Below are 20713 nucleotides of genomic sequence, written 5' to 3'. Positions count from 1 at the left end.
CGTCTGTCGTTTGACGTATGACGTTGTTAGCGCTAACTTCGCTGTCACGAACGGGTCATCCGGTGGCCGGGCACCGCCGGCCCGATTCCCCCCACGCACCACACCTCCCTGCCGACGCCACCACCAGACGCCGGCACACACCCCTGGGCACGCGCGCGGGTTCCGCTCGCGGGTGGGGCCCCGAGCGAAGGAGTGGACCATGAAGGCCATCGGTGAGGCCCGTCCCGCCTCCCCACCCCGCCGCGGCTGGCGGTCAGTCCTGGCCGTGGCGGCCGCCGCGATCATGGCGGCGACCGGGCTGGTCGTGGCGAACACGGCGCCCGCGGCGGCGGCGACGGTGGACACCAGCGCCTGGTACGTCCTGGTGAACCGCAACAGCGGCAAGGCGTTGGACCTGTACGCGTCGGCCACCAACGACGGCGCGCGGATCAGCCAGTGGACGCGCAACAACGGCGCCAACCAGCAGTGGCAGTTCGTGGACTCCGGCGGCGGCTACTACCGGCTGAAGTCCCGGCACTCGGGCAAGGTGCTCGACGTGTACAACTTCTCGACCGCCGACGGCGGCGCGATCGTGCAGTGGTCCGACACCAACGGGACCAACCAGCAGTTCCGGCTGGCGGACTCCGACGGCGGCCACGTCCGGCTGATCAGCCGGCACAGCGGCAAGGTCGTCGAGGTGCAGGGCGCCTCCACCGCCGACGGCGCGAACATCGTGCAGTACGCCGACTGGAACGGCGCCAACCAGCAGTGGCAGCTCGTCCGGGTCGACGGTGGCGGCACCCCGCCGACCACCCCGCCGCCGACGGGCGGCAGCGGGTGCGGCAAGGCCCCGACGCTGTCCAGCGGCACGCACACCATCCAGAGCAACGGCCAGAACCGGCAGTTCATCCTGCGGGTGCCGGCGAACTACAACAACAACAACCCGTACCGGCTGATCTTCGCGTTCCACTGGCGCGGCGGCACCATGCAGGAGATTTCCTCCGGCGGCACCAGCGGGGCCGCCTGGTCCTACTACGGCCAGCAGGAGCAGTCGAACAACAGCGCGATCCTGGTCGCCCCGCAGGGCTTCGGCAACGGCTGGGCGAACAACGGCGGTGAGGACGTCACCTTCGTCGACAACATCATCCGGCGGATCGAGAGCGACCTGTGCGTCAACCCGAGGCAGCGCTTCGCTCTCGGCTTCAGCTGGGGCGGCGGGATGAGCTACGCGCTGGCCTGTGCGCGGGCCGACGTCTTCCGGGCCGTCGCGGTGATCTCCGGGGCGCAGATCAGCGGGTGCAGCGGCGGCACCCAGCCCATCGCCTACTTCGGGCTGCACGGCATCACGGACAACGTGCTGAACATCAGCCAGGGCCGGGCGCTGCGGGACACCTTCGTCCGCAACAACGGCTGCACCGCGCAGAACCCGCCCGAGCCGGGCGGGGGCAGCCGTACCCACATCACCACCACCTACTCGGGCTGCCGGGCCGGGTACCCGGTGCAGTGGGCGGCGTTCGACAACGGTCACATGCCGGGCCCGGTCGACGGCACGTACGCCGAGAGTGGCGTGACGACCTGGACCAAGGGCGAGATCTGGCGGTTCTTCGCGCAGTTTTCCTGATCTCGTCTCGACGCGGCTGATGGCGCAGCCGGGTGGCAGTCGCCACTCCCGATCGGGGGAGTGGCGGCTGCCGCGCCGCGCGGGGTCAGCGCCGCAGTCGGGTGGGCTTGCCCGAGCCGCCGCGCCGGACCAGCCAGGCCTCGGTGATGTGGGTGAACATCGCCTCGGCGGCGCCGTTGGGGTCATGGGCGGCGATCCGCTCGTAGATGTGGCGGTGCCCGCGGTTGGACGCCACGCACAGGGACCGCTCGGTGCGGCCCATGTACCGGGCGGTGTTGACGACCTGGCTCTCCAGTGCACGGACGACACCGCGGGCGATGCGGTTTCCGGAGGCCTGCATGACCGTGTCGTGGAAGGTCCGGTCGTGCTCGTGGTAGGCGACGTGGTCGTCGACGAGCTCGTCCATCTCGTCCACCAGGGTGCGCAGCCGGTCCACGGTCCGCGGGTCGGCGACGCGGGCGGCGACGTTCGCCATGTCGGACTCCAGCAGCCGCCGGGTGACGACCAGATCGTCGAGGATGTCGAGGCCGTCCTCCTCGGCGATGGTGGCCCCGAGGACGAGCTCGTCCAGCATGTCCCACCTCGACGGCGGGTTGACCATGGTGCCGGCGCCCTGGCGGACCTGCACCAGGCCCTTCTCCTGGAGGATCTTCACCGCCTCGCGGACGACGGTCCGGCTCACCGAGAAGGTCTCGCAGAGGATCGGCTCGGGCGGCAGGGCCGTCCCGGCCGGGTGCACCCCGCGGACGATCCGCTCCACCAGCTCGGCGGTGACGGCGCGGGCGAGGTTGGTCGGTCGCCGTGTCCAGGCCGGTGCGGCCAGGGCATTCAGTGCCGTCTCCGGCGATGGCGTCATGTGCCCTCCGATCAGACGTCCGAGGTCAGTGTACGGGGAACCGTTGACGTCAGACGTCATACGAGTTACTTTCCGATCTCATCCTGGTTGGACGGTCGAGCCGTCAACCACTCCCTTTCGTAGGAGACGACGATGAAACAGCGAGCACTCTGGTCGGCGGTCCTCGTTGTGACACTGGCGATGACGGGCTGCGGAAGCGCCACCGGTTCCGACCCCGCCCCCGGCGGCGGGTCCGCGGGCAAGCTGGTGGTCTGGGACTGGAAGTCCGGTGAGGCATCCGCGGCCGGCTACCTGGAGAAGGCGAAGGCCGACTTCGCCAAGAAGCACCCGAAGGTGACGGTCGAGTTCGTCGCGCAACCGTTCGACCAGTACTACACGCTGCTCGGCGCGGCCCTCCAGTCCGGCAAGGGCCCCGACGTCATGCTGTTCAACGGCGGCGGCCAGATCCGCGACCGGGTGGACTCGCTGGTGCCCCTGGACGAGTACGTGACCGCGGACAAGGAGCGGCTGGCCGGCTGGGACGCCTTCACCAAGGACGGCAAGACCTACGCCGGGCCGGTGACGCTGCAGGGCCACCCCATCTACTACAACAAGACGATCTACCAGAAGGCCGGCCTCGATCCGGAGCGGCCGGCCACCACCTGGGACGACTTCGTCGCGAACTGCGCCGCCATCGGCAAGGCCGGCGCATCGTGCTTCGCCCTCGGCAACAAGGAGGGCGCCGGGATCCAGTTCTGGCTGTCCGCCCTGGGCTCCGGCATCCTCACCGCGACGGAGTACGACGACTGGATCGCCGGCAAGCGGGACTGGAACTCGCCAGACGTGAAGCGGGTCTTCCAGCTCTGGAAGGACGCGGGCGACGCGGGCTTGAACAACAAGGGGGCCAACTCGACCGCGATGTTCAACGACTCCTTCGCGCTGTTCCAGTCCGGCAAGGCCGCGCACGTCATCGGGCTGATGTCGGACGTGGGGCACTGGAAGGATTTCAACGAGTTCCTGACCGCCGAGAAGCTCGGCGTGATGCGGGCGCCGGTCGTCACCCCCGGCACCACCCCGAGCCTGCCCTACGACGGCGGCATCGGCTACGCGGTCGCGAAATGGACGAAGGACCCCCGGGTGGCCGCCGACCTCGTCCGCTCGCTGACCTCGACCGACGCGCTCAAGGCGTTCTACGCCGACGCCGGCGCGATCGCCGCCGACACCACGATCGACGTGTCGGCGGGCGGCCCCGCCGCCGCCTCGATCGTCGCCGAGCTCAAGGGCGGCAAGCCCGCCCTGCACGTGGCGCTCTCCTCCAAGACCCTGGATCTGATGGGGCGGCTCTCCCAGCAACTGCTCAGCGGTTCGGTCACCGTCGACGAGGCGGTGAAGCAGCTGGCCGCTTCCGACCAGGCGGGCTGAGGTCGTGTCGACCGCGAGCGCGCGGCCGTCGGTCCGCCCGGTACCACCCGGGCGGACCGACGGGGCGCCGGCCGGGACGTCCGGCCGCCGTCGTGGTGCCGGCCCGCGGACCGTCGGCGGTGGTTCGCGGGCCGAGCGTCTCGCCCCGTACGTGCTGGTCGCCCCGGCCGTCCTGATCATCGTGCTGCTGCGGCTGTATCCGCTGCTGCTCGGCGTCAACTTCTCCTTCACCGGCGACGGTCCGCGCAACGGGACGGCGGTCGGTCTCGACAACTACCTCGAACTGCTCGACGACCCGCTGTTCCGGACCGCGCTGGGCAACGTCGGGCTGCTGGTGCTGCTGCTCCCGGTGGCGGTGGCGATCCCGGGGCTGCTCGCGACCTTCATCTACCTGCGGGTGCCCGGGCACCGCTTCTACCGCAGCGTCTACTTCTTTCCCGCGGTGCTCTCACCGGTCATCGTCGGCGCCATCTTCAATCTCCTGCTCGCCGTCGACGGCCCGCTCAACGCCGTCCTCGCAACGGCCGGCATCGGCCCGGTGGACTGGCTCGGCAATCCGGACGTGGCGAAGTTCGTGGTGGTCGGCGTACACGTCTGGGCCACCTTCGGCATGGCGCTCGTGGTGTTCCTCGCCGGGTTCGCCACCCTGGACGCCGCGCTGCTGGACGCGGCCCGGGTGGACGGGGCGTCGCTGGCCCAGTTGATCCGGCACGTGATCGTCCCGGGCCTGTCCCGCACCATCGCGTTCGTCTTCGTGACCACGATGATCGGGATGCTGACCTCGATGTTCGGCCTGCTCTTCGTGATGACCAGCGGCGGCCCGGAGGGGTCCACCTACCTGCCGGAGTACTACATCTGGATCCAGCAGGGCCAGCTGAACCGGCCCGCCCTCGCCTCGGCGGCGTCGACGGTGCTCTTCGTGATCATGCTCGTCGTGGGGTTGCTCCAGGTCAGCCTGCTCAGGCGGGCCGGACGGGAGGACTGATGTCTCGCATCCGGCTGAGCCGGTGGCTGCTGGCCGTTCCGATGGCGCTGCTCGCGCTGGGGACGATCTATCCGCTGTTGTTCACCGCGAACGTGGCGATGAAGACCCGGCGCGACTACGTTCTGGACCGGTTCGCCCTGGCCGACGCCCTGCGGTGGGACAACATCGCCACGGCGTGGAACAGCGTCGGCATGGGCCGCTACTTCGTCAACTCGCTGCTCGTGGTGACGTCGTCGGTGGTCCTGCTGCTGCTGCTCGGGTCGATGGCCGGCTTCGCCCTCAGCCAGCTCCGGTTCCGCGGCTCGTCGGCGCTGTTCCTCGGCTGCCTCGCCGGGCTCTTCGTACCCTTCCAAGTGATCATGGTGCCGCTCGCCCGGATCATGGCCGACACCGCGCTCATCGACACGTACCCCGGTCTGGTTCTCGTCTACGTGGCCCAGTTCCTGCCCTTCACCGTCTTCCTGATGACCAGCTACTACCGGGCCATCCCGCCCGAGATCATCGACGCGGCCCGGATCGACGGCAGCAGCGTGTACGGCGTGTACCGCCGGATCATGCTGCCCCTGGGCACCCCGGCCCTGTTGTCGGTCGGCATCCTCGACGCCCTGTTCTGCTGGAACGACGTCCTCATGTCGCTGGTGATGATGCCCTCGGCGGAACACCGGACGCTCATGATCGGCGTGACCTCGCTGCGTGGCCAGTACTCCGACGACATCCCCACCTTCGCCTCGGGAGTGCTGATCGCCGCGGTACCGGTCCTGGTGGTCTACCTCTTCCTCCAGCGCCAGATCGCCGACGGCGTCGCCGCCGGCTCCACGAAGGGCTGACATGCGGATCACCGGCTATCGCACACTCACCACCGTGCAGGAATGGGGGCGGCCCGTCGGCGACGCCAACGGCGTCTTCGCCGACGGGGCGGTCCCGGTGCCGATCGTCATCGTCGACACCGACGAGGGCATCGCGGGATTCGGCATCGGGCCGCACGTCGAGATCGAACGGATCTTCGCGGCCATCCACGGCGAGGACCCCCGTGCCGTGACGACGCTCTACGACCGGATGTTGCGGCACACCTTCAAGGCGGGCCACGCCGGCCCGGTGTTCGGCACCATCGGCGCGCTCGACACCGCCCTGTGGGACATCAAGGCGCAGGCCGCCGGCCAGCCGCTGTGGCGACTGCTGGGCGGGCGCGACCGGGTGGTCCCCGCGTACGCCTCCGGTCTGGACATCGCGCTGACCGACGACCAGCTCGTCGCGACGTACGACGCCTACGCCCGGTACGGGCTGCGGGCCGCCAAGCTCAAGGGCGGCCTCGACATCGAGCGGGACCGGCACCGGCTCTGGCTGGTCCGGGAGGTGCTGGCCGAGGGCGGGGACGGCCCGCGGCCCGGGCTCATGCTCGACGTGAACGAGGCGTGGACCCGTAAGCAGGCCGTCCGGCACGTCTGCGAGATCGAACGCACCCTCGACCTGATCTGGATCGAGGAGCCCGTCCGCCGCTGGGACGCCGAGGGCCTCGCCGCGGTCGGCCGGGGAGTGCGCGCGTCGGTGGCCACCGGGGAGAACCTCACCGGGCTCGAACAGTACCGGCCGCTGATCGCCGCCGGGGCGGTCGACATCGTGCAGACGGCCGCGGTCGGCGGAGTGACCCACTTCCTGCGGGTCGCCGCCCTGGCCCACGCCTACGACCTGCCGGTGAGCCCGATCGGCAACACCCCGGTCGGGCTGCTGCACGCGGCGACCTCGGTGCCGAACCACCTGACCAGCGAGCTGCAGGACCTGCACCCGCCGGTCGGCGTCACCATCGACCTGCACGTCGCGGACGGCGCGTTCATCCTCGGTGACTCGCCCGGGCTGGGGGTCCGGGTCGACGAGGACCGGATCCGGGCGGCCGTCGGCCGCCCGCGGGCGCGGACGGCCGACGGCCCCGACGTCCGGCCCGAACGGGCCGGACGTCGGCTGCTGGCCGGGGCCGACGGCGTCGCCACCGCAGGGGCGCTTCCCGTCCCGCCGGTCCAGTCCCGCAACGAGGTGTCGCCGATCGCCCGGCACTGACCGACGGTCCCGGCCCGCTACCCCTCGCCGCCGCGCCGTCGACGGCGAGGGACCAATGGTTAGGAGGGGCCCCCTGTACAACGGAATGCGTTAACCGGGGGCCCTTCCTTTCAGGTCAGGGCAGGGTCCACTTCTGGTTGGCGCCGCCGTGGCAGGTCCACAGGTGCACGGCCTGGCCGTCGGTGGAGCTGTTGTTGGACACGTCGAGGCACTTGCCGGTCTGCGGGTTGCGCAGTGAGCCGTCGGTTTGGGCCGACCAGTTCTGGCTGGCTCCGCCGGTGCAGGTCCACAGTTGGATCCTGGTGCCGTCGGCGGAGGCGCCGCCGGCGACGTCCAGGCACTTGTTGAGTGCCTTGATGGTGCTGTTGGGGGTCACCGTCCACTGCTGGTTGGTGCCGGTGTTGCAGGTCCAGATCTGGATCTTGGTGCCGTCGGCGGTGGAGCCGCCGTTGACATCCAGGCACTTGCCACCCAGCCCCACGATCCGCCCGGTCCGGGTCGACGGTGGTGGCGTGGTGCCGCCGGTGCCCAGGGTGAACTCGTCGACGTCGAAGAGGAACCCGGAGCCACCCGAGAAGGTCAGGTAGAGCGGCTGGGTGCCGGTCGGGACCCCGGTGAGATTGGCGGTGACGGTGGTGTACGTCTCCCAGCCGCCGGTCACCGGCACCGCGACCTGGCCGAGGATCGGGCCGGTGGCCGAACCGCTGCGCACCGCGAGGGTGCCACCGGAGCCGGCGGAGGCGACCCGGGCCCGCAGCTGGTTGACCCCGGTCAGGGCGAGGTTCTGGTAGCCGACCCAGTCGCCGTTGTGGATGTCACCGACGACCTGCCCGCCCCGCGCGGAACCCTTGCTGACCCGGCTGATCCCGCTGCCCGAGACGTACGACTCGGCCTGCACGGTGACGTCGCCGGTGGGCGGTGGGGTGGTGCCACCGAGTTCCTTGATCCGGATGTTGCGGAACGACACGTTGTCGCCCGTACCGTGGTTCTGGATGCCGATGTGGCCGTCGAGTTGCCGGTTCGGGTCGGTGTTGGTGAAGTCGTTGATCTTCACCCCGTTCAGGAAGACCTGGAGGCGTTCCCCCTCGACCAGCAGTTCGAAGGTGTTCCACTCGCCCGGCGGGTTGAGCGCGGCGTCCCGGGCGGCGGTGTCGGGGGCCTTGATGGCATAGATCGAGCCGGTGGTGCGGTCCACCGCGTCGGTGGCGTCGATCTGCACCTCGTAGCCGGTGTCCAGAGCGGCCTGCGGGTCGTTCGTCGGCGGGAAGCCGATGATTACCCCGGAGTTGTGGTCCCCCACCAGCTTCCAGTCCAGCTTGAGCGAGTAGCTGGGCGCGAACTGCTTGGCGCTGTACCAGAGCATGCCCATGCCACCGGACGAGGTGAGGGTGGCGTCGGAGTTGCTGAAGCTGCCCGGCCCGGCCTGCGACCAGCCGGTGGTCGAGCCGTTGTACAGCGCGGTGTAGCCGGTCTCCGGCCGGCAGTCGGCCTTGGTCCGGCCGGCCGCGTACCGGATGCCGCCCAGCAGGTGGGCCCGGAAGGCCGGCTCGGCGTACGACGCCTGGGTGTGCCCGCCGCCGGTGTAGAAGGACCGGCCGCCGCTGTAGGTCTTGCACCAGACGTGCGGGTGGTCGCCACCCATCGAGCCACCGGAGTACGAGGACTCGTCGAGGCTGGCCAGCACGTGCGCGGTGGACCGGGCGTTGGTGCGGTAGTCGTACCACTCGTCGGTGCGGGTCCAGCGCTGGGGCAGGTGCGCGGTGGCGGCGTGCGCCCGGTCCTCCACCTTGACCGCCGCCGCCTGGATGGCCGGGTGCGAGGCGAACCAGGCGCCGACCAGGTTGCCGTAGAACGGCCAGTCGTACTCGGTGTCGGCGGCGGAGTGCACCCCGACGTAGCCCCCGCCGGAGCCGATGTACGACTCGAACGCGGTCTGCTGGGTCGCGTTGAGCACGTCGCCGGTGGTGTTGAGGAAGACCACCGCCTTGAACCGGGCCAGGTTGGTGGTGGTGAACTGGGTGGCGTCCTCGGTCGCGGTGACGGTGAAGTTGTTCGCCGCGCCGAGATCACGGATGGTCTGGATGCCGACCGGGATGGCGTCGTGCCGGAAGCCGGCGGTCTTGGAGAAGACCAGCACCTCGTACGGGGCATCGGCGGCGCTGGCCGGGGTGGCGGCGGTGGTCAGCGCGAGCGCCGCCACGACGCCGGTGGCCGCGCCGAGAACGGATCTGAGAAGTCTGCGCATGTCGCTCTCCTAGCGGTTAGGAGGGGCCCCCTGTACAACGGAATGCGTTAGCCGGGGGCCCCTCCTTTCAGGTCAGGGCAGGGTCCACTTCTGGTTGGCGCCGCCGTGGCAGGTCCACAGGTGCACGGCCTGGCCGTCGGTGGAGCTGTTGTTGGACACGTCGAGGCACTTGCCGGTCTGCGGGTTGCGCAGTGAGCCGTCGGCCTGGGCCGACCAGTTCTGTCTGGCCGTGCCGTTACAGGTCCACAGTTGGATCCTGGTGCCGTCGGCGGAGGCCCCGCCGTTGACGTCCAGGCACTTGTTGAGCGCCTTGACGGTGCTGTCCGGGGTCACCGTCCACTGCTGGTTGGCGCCGTTGTTGCAGGTCCAGATGATGATCTGGGTGCCGTCGGCGGAGTTGCCGCCGTTGACGTCCAGGCACTTGCCGCCGAGCCCCACGATCCGTCCGGTCCGCGTCTGCGGCGGTGGCGTGGTGCCGCCGGTGTTCAGGGTGAACGAGTCGACGTCGTAGAGGTACCCGCTGCCACCCGAGAACGTCAGGTAGAGCGTGGTGGTGGCCGCCGGCGCCCCGGTGAGGGTGCCGGTGACGGTGGTGAAGGTCTCCCAGCCGCCGGTGCTCGACACGCTCGCCGAGCCGAGCACGGTGCCGGTGGGGGAGCCCGCCCGCAGCTGGAGGGTGCCACCGGAGCCGCCCGACGAGACGCGGGCGGTGAACGAGGTGGCGTTGTCGAGCCGGTACGGCTCGAACGCGATCCAGTCGCCGTTCTCGATGTTGCCGACCGTGGTGCCGCCCTCGGCGGTGGTCTTGGCGAAGGTCGCCACGCCGGAGGCGGTCTTGTAGTGCTCCGCCTGCCGCTTGCGCGGCTGGAGGGTGTGCTGCTTGTGGGTGGTCAACCCGCCGTTGTCGGTGTACTCGGCGTCGAAGATGCCGAAGATGTTGGCCGCGTCGTCGTGTTCACCGTCGACCGGGATGGTGATCGAACCGGAGCAGCCGTTCTTCGAGGTGATCGCGTGGCCGTGCTGGTCGTGGCCGAGCACGTAGGTCAGCTTGACCTTCGCGCAGTCGATCGTCCCGTCCTCCGGGTCGGTGACGGTGACGGTGTACGGCACCGTGTCGCCGTAGGAGAAGAGCGTGCCGTTGGCCGGGGTGGTGATGGTGACCGTCGGCGCGGTGTTACCGACCCCGACCTGCACGCTGGCGGTGCCCGTCGCGCCCTGCGGATCCCGGACCGTCAGCGTGACGTTGTACGTGCCGTTCGCGGCGTACGTCTTGCTCGGGTTCGCCGCGGTCGAGGTGGTGCCGTCGCCGAAGTTCCACGAGTAGGTGAGCGCCCCACCCTCCGGGTCCGACGAGCCGGCCGAGGAGAAGTTCACCGTCAGCGGCGCCTGACCGGAGGTCTTGTCGGCGGTGGCCACGGCGGTCGGCGCCCGGTTGCCGGCGGGACCGACGTAGTCGAAGCGGTACAACGCCGAGTTGGCGTCACCGTTGTAGTAACCGGTGCCGTAGTCGAGCACGTACAGCGCGCCGTCCGGGCCGAAGGCCATGTCCATGACCTGCTTGCCGACCCAGGGGAAGGTGTCGATGGCACCCCGCGACCCGTCGGCGTTGATCTGGATCGGCTTGATCCAGCCGCGGCCGAACTCCCCGGCGAAGAACTGCCCGCTGAGCGACTGCGGGAACTTCGTGGTGGAGGGGTTGTTCGGGTCGTACCGGTAGACCGGGCCGGCCATCGGCGACTCGGAGCCGCCGCCGAACTCCGACGGGCTGCCGGCGTCGCCCGCGTACCTGATCCAGGCCGGCCTCGCCGCCGGCAGGGTGGTCAGGCCGGTGTTGCGGAACGAGTTGTTCGTCGGGCCGCCGGTGCAGTTGTACTTCGGGCCGGCGGAGTTGCTGGCGAAGTCCCACTCCGCGTAGGTCTCGGTGCTGGTGTTCGTGCCGGTGCAGTACGGCCAGCCGTAGTTGCCCGGACTGGTGACCCGGTTGAACTCGACCTGCCCGCTCGGACCCCGGTTGCTGGTCACCCCGGCGTCCGGGCCGTAGTCACCGACGTAGACCACCCCGGTGGCCTTGTCGACGCTCATCCGGAACGGGTTGCGGAAGCCCATCGCGTAGATCTCCGGCCGGGTCCGCGCCGTGCCCGGCGCGAACAGGTTGCCGGCCGGGATCGAGTACGACCCGTCGGCGTTCACCTTGATCCGCAGGATCTTGCCGCGCAGGTCGTTGGTGTTGCCGGCGCTGCGCTGCGCGTCGTACGCCGGGTTGCGGTTGGTGCGCTCGTCCAGCGGCGAGTAGCCGGCGGACTCGAACGGGTTGGTGTCGTCGCCGGTGGACAGGTAGAGGTTGCCGGCGGCGTCGAAGTCGATGTCGCCACCGGCGTGGCAACACTGGCCGCGGTCGGCGGCCACGTCCAGGATGGTCACCTCGCTGGCCCGGTTGAGGGTCCAGTCGGTGTTGAGGGTGAACCGGGACAGCCGGTTGACGCCCTGCCAGGACGACCAGTTCGTGCCGGTGCCCGGGGCGTCCCCGCCGGGCGTGTTCAGCGGCGGCGCGTAGTAGAGGTAGATGTGCCGGTTGGTGGCGAAGTTGGGGTCGACCCCGACGCCCTGGAGCCCGTCCTCGTCGTGCGAGTAGACGGCGAGGCTGCCGACCACGGCGGTGTTGCCGGCCGCGTCGGTGCGCCGCAGCGTGCCGTTGCGGGCGGTGTGCAGCACCGACCGGTCGGGCAGCACCGCGAGGGTCATCGGCTCGCCCATCTCGGCGACGCCCTTGGCCAGGGTGACCTGTTGGTAGTCGGCGGCGTTGATGACGGCCGCGGCGGGTGTGGCGTTGCCGGCGAGGGCGACCGCGCCGGCCGCGGCCACCATGAGCATGGTGGCCGCGACCGACGTGAACCGCCGGCCGAGCTTGGTGTCAAGCACGGACATGGTGGTGTTGGTCCTCTCGATTCTCACGCCGCACCGAACCGCCACTGCTGGTTCGCGCCGCCGTGGCAGGTCCACTGCACGAGCCGCGCGCCGTCGCTGGTGGAGGCGCCGTTGACGTCCAGGCAGAGCCCGCTCGGGACGCTCTTCACCGTGTAGACGCCGGTGGTGCCGGTCGAGGTGGTGGTGAACTTCTGCTGGTTGCTGTTGGTGCAGGTGGCCTGCTGGAGGAAGGCGCCGGCGGCGGTGGAACCGCCGATGACCTCGGCGCACTTGCCGCTGTGCACGGCCTTGAGATAGACCGCGCCGCCGCCGGCGTCGACCGCCTGCCACTTCTGGTTGTTGCCGCCGGTGGCGGCCCACTGGGTGATCTGGGCGCCGTCGGCGGTGGAGACGCCGCTGACGTCCATCAGCTTGCCGCTGTGCTGCGCGGTGAGGGTCCAGGTCCGGCCGGCCACGCCGCCGGGGGGAGTGGTGCCGCCGCCGGTGCCGACCCCGGCACCCCCGAAGGTGTACGAGTCGAGGTCGAACCAGTTGTTGGCGCTGCCCTTGAAGACCAGGTACAGGGTCTGCGTCCCGGCCAGGGCGGTGACGTTGACCGGCGGCGTGGACTGGTAGTTGTCCCAGCCTCCGGTGCTGGGCACCGGCGTGGTGGCCAGCAGCGTGCCGGTCGGTGAGCCGGCGCGCAGCTCGATCGAGCCGCCGCCGGAGGGCGACGACAGCCGGTAGCTCACTGTGGTGATGCCCGACAGGTTGAGCGGGGTGAACGCCAGCCAGTCGTTGTTGGAGATGTCGCCGACCCGCTTGCCGCTCTCCGCGCCGGCCTGGTCGACGACCCGGGTGCCGGACTGGCTGCTGAAGTACTCGGCCTGCTTCTGCTTGGGCTGCAGGATCACCTGCGCGTGGCCGGTGAGCGGGGCCGCGCCGCCCGCGCCACCGTTGTCGGTGTACCGCGCGTTGAGCACGTAGAACAGGTTGGCGCCGTCCGGGTGCCCGCCGAGCAGGTCGGTGGAGATGGTTCCCGAGCAGCCGGCCAGGTCCGTCGTCTCGTGCGCGTGGTCGTCGTGGCCGAGCGCGGGGTTGAGGAACACCTTGGTGCAGTCGATCGGGGCGCCGCCGGGGTCGGAGACGGTGATCTGGTACGGCACCTTGTCGCCGAAGGTGAGCATGCCGCCGTGCGGTGGGGTGGTGATGGTGACCACCGGGGCGGTGTTGCCGACGGTGATCTGGACGTTGGCGAAGCCGGTCTTGCCGGTGTTGTCGGTGACCTTCAACTGCGCCGTGTAGTTGCCGTTGGTGGTGTAGACCTTCGACGGGTTGGCCGCGGTCGAGGTGGTGCCGTCGCCGAAGGTCCACTGGTAGCTGAGCGTGTTGCCGGGGTCGGGGTCCATCGAGCCGGCGCTGGAGAACTGCACGGTCAGCGGGGCGTTGCCGCTGGTGGGTGTGCCGCTGGCCTTGGCGATGGGGGACCGGCCGCCCTGGATGTAGTCGATCCGGTAGAGGCCGGAGTCACTGTTGCCGCCACCGAAGTTGGTGCCCCACTCCAGCAGGTAGAGCGAGCCGTCCGGGCCGAACTCCAGGTCCATCGGCTTGTTGAACCGGGTGTTGGGCAGGAACGGGTTGGTCCGGGTGACCGCCGACGCCGAGTCGAAGTGCATCTCCTTGATGAAGTTGCGCGACCACTCGTAGAAGAAGTGCACGCCGTCGTAGTACGGCGGGAACTTCGTCGCCGACGGGTTGGCGGCGTTGTAGCGGTAGACCGGGCCGCCCATCGGCGCGGAGCCGCCGGAGCCCACCTCGGGGAAGGTCGGCGACGCGCCGTAGCCGTACCACAGGTTGGGGGCGACGACCGGCCGGAGGCTGGTCAGGCCGGTGTTGTTGGGGGAGTTGTTGACCGGCGCGGCGCAGTTGAACTTGGCGCCGACCACGCCGGTGTCCGGGTTGTACGGCGCGTAGGGCTGGTTGTCGCCGTGGCAGAACGGCCAGCCGTAGTTGCCCGGCGCCTTGATCACGTTGAGTTCGACCAGGCCCTCGGGGCCGCGGTTGGTGGTCGGCGGGTTCCGGTCGGGCCCGTAGTCGGCCAGGTAGACCCAGCCGTTGGCCGGGTCGATCGAGAACCGGAACGGGTTGCGGAAGCCCATCGCGTAGATCTCCGGCCGGGTCTGCGCGGTCCCCTGCGGATAGAGGTTGCCCGTCGGGATGGTGTAGCCGCCGCCGGCCGACGGCCGGATGCGCAGCAGCTTGCCGCGCAGGTCGTTGGTGTTGCCGGCGGTGCGGGCCGAGTCGAGCATCTGCTTGCCCGGCCGCCAGTCCAGTGGGGCGTAGCCCTGCCAGTTGGGGTCGAGGTTCGGCGGCACGTCGTCACCGGTGCCGATGTAGAGGTTGCCGTCCGGGCCGAAGTCGATGTAGCCGCCGGTGTGGCCGGGCTCCGGGTAGGTCCGGTCGCGGTACGCCGGGATGTCGATGATGGTGACTCCGCTGGACATGTTCAGCGTGTCGCCGGTGAGGGTGTACCGGGAGACCCGGTTGATGTCGGTGGAGCTGCTGGCCGGTGAGTGGTACAGGTACACGTACCCGTTGCTGGCGAAGTTCGGGTCCAGCGCCAGGCCGGTGAGACCGTCCTCCCCGCCGGTGTAGACGCTGAGGGTGCCGGCGGTGACCGTGCTGTTCGTGCTCGGCTTGAAGATCTTCACCTGGCCGCCGCGCTGGATGTAGAGCACCCGGCCGTCCGGGGCCACGGCCAGTGCCATCGGGTCGACGGTGTTGCTGTCCAGCGTGCGCTTCTCGAAGTTGCCCCAGACGGTGCCGCCGCAGTCGCCCGGCTCGTTGCCGGCGGCCCACTTCACGCCGCCGAGCACGTGGTTGCGGAAGTTGGTCTCGCTGTACGACTCGATGGCGTGGCCCATCGCGGTGGCCCAGACCCGACCGCCACCGACGCCGCGGCACCAGGAGATCGGGTGGTCCGAGCCCATCGCCCGGGGGCCCGGGTTGTACGTCCGCTCGTCGGCGGTCACCAGCACGTGCACGTCACCGCGCGGGTTCTTGTCGAAGTTGTACCACTCCTCGCTGCGGTTCCAGCGGTCCGGCAGGCTGGCCGTCGACGGGTGCTTCTTGTCGGCGACGATGGCGGTGCCGGGCAACACGCCGGGGGAGTGCTCCGGCATGTGCGCGCCGGCGTTCACGGTCTGGTCCCACCACGGGTACTCACCCTCGATACCCATGTCGGTGGCGTTGTGCACGGCGACGATGCCCTTGCCGCTGGCGAGGAAGCCCTCCACCGCCTGGCGTTGGGCCGCCGTTGTCCAGACCATGCCGGAGGTCTGGAACATGATGAGGACGTCGAAGGTGGCCAGGTTGGCCGGGGTGAAGACGTTGGAGTCCTCGCTCTGCACCAGCTCGAAGTTGTTGGCCGCGGCCTGCTGCTGGAACATCGATATCCCGGCGGGAATCGAGTCGTGCCGGTAGCCGGTGGTCTTGGTGAACAACAGGGCGCGGAAGGCGGGGGCCGCCGCCGCCGGGTGCACGAGCCCGAGCGCCAGTATCAGGCCCGTGATGACTCCGAGGATGGATGTTGTGCGACGCATGCCGTCTCCTGGTGGTGGTGGGGCGACAGGGGATGCGACCACGGGCCGGTCAGCGCCGGAGGTGACGAAGTGTCATCCCGGGTGAGCCGGTCCGCGATGGCGTTGGGGCCGAAGCTGAACTAGATCGAGATACGTCGATGTTAACGGTAACATCGGTGTTGCCCTCCGATGTCACTGGTGGCCCGGCAGCCCGCCTCGGGTCGACCTCGCCGCGGCCGATGAATCGGCCCAAAACCGCTGCGAGATCGGGGATTGCGCACCCATACCCAAGCATCTATCTTCATACGTGTGATGTTTCGATCGTGTCAAGCGAAAGTTTGAGCACGAGAACAAGAAGTACCCCCGCCGGCGACCGAAGGGTCGGTTGACGAGGGCTGGCGGCAACTACTATCCGTGAGGACTTTCGACGATGGCAGATCGACGTCCGGCGTCGCTGCTTGCCCTGCGGGGCATCAGCAAGTCCTTCCTCGGGATACGGGTGCTCGACGGCGTCGACCTCGACGCCGCCGCGGGCGAGGTGCACGCCGTGGTGGGCGAGAACGGCGCCGGCAAGTCCACCCTCATGAAGATCATCTCGGGCGGGTACGCCCCCGACGAGGGCACCATCGAGCTGGCCGGGCAACGGTGCGTGTTCGCCGGCCCCCGGGACGCCCAGCGGGCCGGGATCGGCGTCATCCACCAGGAGTTCAACCTGCTGCCGGAGCGCACCGTCGCGGAGAACGTGTTCCTCGGGCACGAGCCCACCCGGCGCGGGCTGGTCGACCGCCGACAACTGCTGGCCCGCACCCGGCAGCTGCTGGCGTCCATCGGGGAAACGGCACTGCCGGCCGACACACCGGTCGGACGCCTCGGCGTCGCCCAGCAGCAGGTCGTCGAGATCGCCAAGGCGCTCGCCCTCGACGCCCGACTGCTCATCATGGACGAACCCACCGCGGCCCTGGCCGACCACGAGGTCGAGCTGCTCTACCGCCTCGTGCGCCGGCTCCAGGAGCAGGGCATCGGCGTGCTCTACGTCTCGCACCGGCTCACCGAGGTCTTCGACCTGTCCAGCCGGATCACCGTGCTCAAGGACGGCCGCCGGGTGGACACCCTGCGCACCACCGACACCACCGCCGAGGAACTGGTGCGGCTCATGGTCGGCCGGGAACTGTCCAGCTACTACCCGCAGCGGGCCGGTCCCGGCGACGGCCCGGTGCGGCTCGCCGTGCGCGGCGGGGGCAACCGCAAGCTGCGCGACATCGACCTGGAGCTGCGCGCCGGCGAGGTGCTCGGCGTCGGCGGCCTCCAGGGCTCGGGACGCTCGGCGCTGGCCCGCGCGCTGTTCGGGGCGGCGCCGTTCACCACCGGCGAGGTCACGCTCGACGGCACCCCGGTGCGGCTGCGCTCACCACGCGCGGCGGTGCGGGCCGGCATCGCCTACGTCACCGAGGACCGCAAGGGCGAGGGCATCGTCGCCCGGCAGTCGGTGCTCGACAACGCGTTGCTCGCGGGTCGGGCCGTCTTCGCGAGCCGGCACCGGCCCGCCGCCCGCACCGCCCGCGTGCGGGACCTGCTCGCCGCCGTCGACGTCCGGGCCGCCGCCGACGACCAGGAGATCCGCTACCTCTCCGGCGGCAACCAGCAGAAGGTCGTGCTGGCCCGCTGGCTCGCCCTGAACCCGTCGGTGCTGCTCTTCGACGAACCGACCCGCGGCATCGACGTGGGCGCAAAGTCGGCGATCCACGATCTCGTCCGCCGGCTCGCCGCGGACGGCGCGGCCGTGCTGATGATCTCGTCCGAGCTGCCCGAGCTGCTCGGCATGAGCGACCGGCTGCTCGTCCTGCGCGACGGCCGGATCGCGGGCGAGTTGCCCGCCGGCGCGGCCGAGGAGGACGTGCTCACCCTCGCGGTCGGGACCGTGCCGGGGACGGCCGCGTGAGCCCCCTGTCGCTGCTGCCCGCTCGACGGCCCGTACCGGGCGTGTTCGTGGCCCTGGGCCTCACCCTGGCGCTCGGCTGGCTGGTCGTGACGATCGACGGCGGCCAGCTGTTCCACCAGTCGACCACGGTGAGCCTGCTGCACGTGGCGGCCGGGCTGGGGCTGGTCGCCGTCGGCCAGACACTCGTCATCCTCGGCGGCTCGCTGGACCTCTCGGTGGCGTACGTGGTCAGCCTGAGCACCCTGATCGCCGCCGAGACGATGAACGGCCGCGACGGCGCACTGCTGCCCGGCATCGGGCTGGCGCTCGCCGTCAGCGCCGCCGTGGGGCTGGGCAACGGGCTGCTCGTCACCAAGGCGCGCGTCAACTCGTTCATCGCGACCCTCGGCGTCGGGCTGCTGCTCAAGGGCTACCTCGACAACGGCTACGACGGCCCGGCCGGCAGCACCGCACCCGCGCTCGTGCAGAGCCTCGGCTACCAGCGCGTCGGCCCCGTACCGCTGGCCTTCCTGCTGCTGCTCGCGGTCACCGCGGCGGGCTGGTTCGCGCTCTCCCGGACCCGGTTCGGCCACCACCTGGTCGCCGTCGGCGGTGACCCGGAGGTCGCCCGGCTCTCCGGCGTGCGCACCGACCGGGTGCTGGTCACCGCCCACGTGCTCTGTTCGCTCTGCGCCGGCCTCGCCGGCATCTACCTGGCCAGCCGGCTCGGCTCGGGGGCGCCCCGGGTGGGCACCGAGGGCCTCTACGACCTCGAGTCGATCGCCGCGGTGGTCATCGGCGGGACCGCCCTCGCCGGTGGGCGCGGCGGCGTCGTCGGCACCGTCGGGGGCGTGCTGCTGCTCGCCAGCATCGACGCCATCTTCAACCAGCTCGAGGTCGACGCCTTCTTCAAACAGGTGATCCGGGGCGTCGTCATCATCGCCGCGGTGGCCGTCTACGCCCGTCGGGCGCTGCGGAAGGCGGACCGATGACCACGCAGAGCGTCGCGCGTCGCCGCACCGCACCGCGCTGGACACGTCCCGGTGGCGTCCTGCCCATCCTCACGATCCTGGTGGTGCTGCTGGCCCTGGTCACCGTCCGCCAGCCCGACTTCCTGGCCCCGCCGTCGCTGATGTCGTTCCTCGGCCGGTCCGCGCCGATCATCCTGCTGGCCGCCGGGCAGTACTTCGTGATCGTCTCCGGTGAGTTCGACCTGTCCGTCGGCGCCCTGGTCACCGCGCAGGTGGTGGTCGCCGCCCGGCTCATCGACAGCGACCCCGCGCGGACCTGGCCGGTGGTGCTGGTGCTGCTCGCCGGCGGCGCGCTCGTCGGCCTGGTCAACGGCCTGATCACCACCCGACTACGGGTGCCCTCCTTCATCACCACCCTCGGCATGTTCCTGATCCTGGTCGGCGCGGTCTACCTCTGGTCCAACGGCGCGCCCCGGGGCGGGCTGTCCGAGCAGTTCCGCCAGCTCGGCCGGCGCGCGGTCGAGGACGTGCCGGTGCTGGGCCGCGTCCCGTACGCCCTGCTGGTCCTGCTGGTCCTCGCGGCGCTCGCGGTCTGGCTGATGCGCGCCGACTTCGGCCGGGTCCTGGTCGCCGTGGGCGACAACCCGCGTACCGCCGAGCTGAGCGGGGTGCGGGTCCGGCGTACCCGGACCATCGCGTTCGTGCTCAGCGGCCTCGCCGCCGCGGTCGCGGCGATCCTGATCGGCGGCTACAGCGGCGTCTCCTTCCAGGCCGGGGCCGGCCTGGAGTTCGGGGCCATCACCGCGGTCGTCCTCGGTGGGGTCGCGCTGGGCGGCGGCCGTGGCTCGGTCGTCGGGGCGATGCTCGGCGCGCTGACCCTGGAGCTGCTGTTCGCCCTCATGAACTTCTACGGCGTCTCCGGCGCCCTCAGACCGACCGTCCAGGGCGCCATCATCCTGCTCGCCGTGGCGGTGTCGACCCGACGTTCCTCGTCGAGATAAGGGGATACCAGTGAAGAACCGGATAACCGTACTGACCGCGGTGGCGCTGCTCGCCCTCACCGGCTGCGCCACCGACGAACCGGCCGCCGGCCCGTCGGGCGCCTCGTCCGCGCCGGCCGGCGCCGGCACCGGCGACCAGTCGAAGTTCTTCGTGCAGGCCGACTACGACAACGAGCTGAAGCTGCTCGACGCCACCCCGACCGGGCCGGCGGACAAGCCGTGGGAGCAGGTGCTCAACCCGGCCATGGTGGACACCGCGAAGTTCACGAAGGCCGGCCCGTACAAGATCTGCTTCTCCAACGCGGCGCTGAACAACCCGTGGCGGCAGGTCGGGTTCAAGACCATGCAGGCCGAGGTGGCCGCGCAGGCGAGCCTGATCAAGGAGTTCGTCCACATCGACGCCGAGGGCAAGGACCAGAAGCAGATCGCCGACATCAACGACCTGCTCGGCAAGAAGTGCGACGCGCTCATCGTCTCGCCGAACACCACCGCCACGCTCACCCCGGCGGTCGAGGCGGCCTGCCGCACCGGCCTGCCGGTCATCGTCTTCGACCGTGGCGTGGACACCGACTGCCCGGTGACGTTCATCAACCCCATCGGCGGGTACGGCTTCGGCCACGTCGGCGCGGAGTTCGTCAGCCAGCGGATGAAGCCCGGCGGCAAGGTGCTCGCCCTGCGCATCCTGCCCGGCGTCGACGTGCTGGAGACCCGCTGGTCCGCCGCGAAGGTCGCCTTCGACAAGGCGAAGGTCAACGTGGTGGGCGTCGAGTTCACCGACGGCGACCCGGCCAAGACCAAGAAGATCGTCGACGACTACCTCCAGCGGTACGGCACCATCGACGGCGTCTGGATGGACGCCGGCGCGGTCGCCGTGGCGGCCGTCGAGGCGTTCCAGGACGCCGGCAAGCCGGTGCCCCCGATCAACGGCGAGGACCAGCTCGACTTCCTGAAGATGTGGAAGGACAACGGGCTCACCGCGATCGCGCCGACCTACCCGACCTACCAGTGGCGCACGCCGATCATCGCCGCCCTGCGGATCCTGCGGGGCCAGCAGGTGTCCAACCCGTGGAAGCTGCCGCAGCCGACGATCACCCAGGAGAACCTGGACCAGTATCTCGACCCGGACATGCCGCCGCTGCACTACGCGATGTGCGGCTGCGCCGACCTGCCCGGATACCCGCAGCGCTGGAAGTAGGCCC

The 20713-nt window shown here is 70.4% G+C and carries 13 protein-coding genes; 9 read left to right on the top strand and 4 right to left on the bottom strand.

Features of this window, described 5'->3' with window-relative positions:
• Positions 1–199 precede the first annotated feature (199 nt).
• A complete protein-coding gene (locus K7640_RS00445) occupies positions 200–1600 on the top strand; it encodes an RICIN domain-containing protein (protein WP_222952628.1) in 1401 nt (466 codons plus the stop codon).
• A gap of 85 nt (positions 1601–1685) precedes the next feature.
• On the opposite strand, the gene K7640_RS00440 is transcribed toward K7640_RS00445, so the two are convergent.
• The gene (locus K7640_RS00440; RefSeq protein WP_255607694.1) at positions 1686–2456 is read right to left on the bottom strand and encodes a FadR/GntR family transcriptional regulator; all 771 of its coding nucleotides are present in this window, start codon (positions 2454–2456) and stop codon (positions 1686–1688) included.
• Between the two features lie 132 nt (positions 2457–2588).
• Here K7640_RS00440 and K7640_RS00435 point away from each other — a divergent pair, with 132 nt between their 5' ends.
• From K7640_RS00435 to K7640_RS00420, 4 genes are read left to right on the top strand one after another with little or no spacing between them, the layout of a single operon-like run.
• On the top strand, positions 2589–3857 hold the full coding sequence (locus K7640_RS00435; protein WP_222952626.1) for an ABC transporter substrate-binding protein: 1269 nt from the start codon (positions 2589–2591) through the stop codon (positions 3855–3857).
• Positions 3858–3861: 4 nt separating this feature from the next.
• Positions 3862–4842 carry a carbohydrate ABC transporter permease gene (locus K7640_RS00430; protein WP_222952625.1) on the top strand — a complete coding sequence of 327 codons (981 nt, stop codon included), beginning with the start codon at positions 3862–3864 and terminating at the stop codon, positions 4840–4842.
• Positions 4842–5669 (top strand): carbohydrate ABC transporter permease, encoded by an 828-nt coding sequence (locus tag K7640_RS00425; RefSeq protein ID WP_222952624.1) that lies wholly within the window; start codon positions 4842–4844, stop codon positions 5667–5669. Before K7640_RS00430 ends, K7640_RS00425 begins: the two co-directional genes overlap by 1 nt.
• A gap of 1 nt (position 5670) precedes the next feature.
• On the top strand, positions 5671–6894 hold the full coding sequence (locus K7640_RS00420; RefSeq protein WP_222952623.1) for a mandelate racemase/muconate lactonizing enzyme family protein: 1224 nt from the start codon (positions 5671–5673) through the stop codon (positions 6892–6894).
• Between the two features lie 115 nt (positions 6895–7009).
• Here the strand turns inward: K7640_RS00420 and K7640_RS00415 are convergent, their stop codons facing one another.
• The 3 genes from K7640_RS00415 to K7640_RS00405 form a co-directional block, all read right to left on the bottom strand.
• Positions 7010–9139, bottom strand: coding sequence for a lectin (locus K7640_RS00415; protein ID WP_222952622.1), 2130 nt, complete (start codon positions 9137–9139; stop codon positions 7010–7012).
• A gap of 72 nt (positions 9140–9211) precedes the next feature.
• Positions 9212–12010 (bottom strand): PQQ-dependent sugar dehydrogenase, encoded by a 2799-nt coding sequence (locus K7640_RS00410; RefSeq protein ID WP_374198046.1) that lies wholly within the window; start codon positions 12008–12010, stop codon positions 9212–9214.
• Between the two features lie 77 nt (positions 12011–12087).
• Positions 12088–15645, bottom strand: a complete 3558-nt coding sequence (locus K7640_RS00405; protein ID WP_222952620.1) for a ThuA domain-containing protein — start codon at positions 15643–15645, stop codon at positions 12088–12090.
• Between the two features lie 409 nt (positions 15646–16054).
• Between K7640_RS00405 and K7640_RS00400 the strand changes: the two genes are divergently transcribed.
• Genes K7640_RS00400 through K7640_RS00385 form a run of 4 tightly spaced genes read left to right on the top strand, consistent with a single transcriptional unit; the run spans position 16055 to position 20709 of the window.
• Positions 16055–17563: a sugar ABC transporter ATP-binding protein gene (locus K7640_RS00400; RefSeq protein ID WP_222952619.1), complete on the top strand. Its 1509-nt coding sequence runs from the start codon at positions 16055–16057 to the stop codon at positions 17561–17563.
• On the top strand, positions 17560–18534 hold the full coding sequence (locus K7640_RS00395; protein WP_222952618.1) for an ABC transporter permease: 975 nt from the start codon (positions 17560–17562) through the stop codon (positions 18532–18534). Before K7640_RS00400 ends, K7640_RS00395 begins: the two co-directional genes overlap by 4 nt.
• Positions 18531–19514: an ABC transporter permease gene (locus tag K7640_RS00390; protein ID WP_222952617.1), complete on the top strand. Its 984-nt coding sequence runs from the start codon at positions 18531–18533 to the stop codon at positions 19512–19514. Before K7640_RS00395 ends, K7640_RS00390 begins: the two co-directional genes overlap by 4 nt.
• A 10-nt stretch (positions 19515–19524) precedes the next feature.
• Positions 19525–20709 (top strand): ABC transporter substrate-binding protein, encoded by a 1185-nt coding sequence (locus K7640_RS00385; protein ID WP_308042374.1) that lies wholly within the window; start codon positions 19525–19527, stop codon positions 20707–20709.
• The last annotated feature ends 4 nt before the right edge of the window (positions 20710–20713 follow it).

It is taken from the genome of Micromonospora sp. PLK6-60, assembly GCF_019890675.1.
GTDB lineage: Bacteria > Actinomycetota > Actinomycetes > Mycobacteriales > Micromonosporaceae > Micromonospora.
The sequence above is the reverse complement of the archived record's forward strand: the minus strand, read 5'-3'. Positions and strand labels throughout refer to the sequence as shown.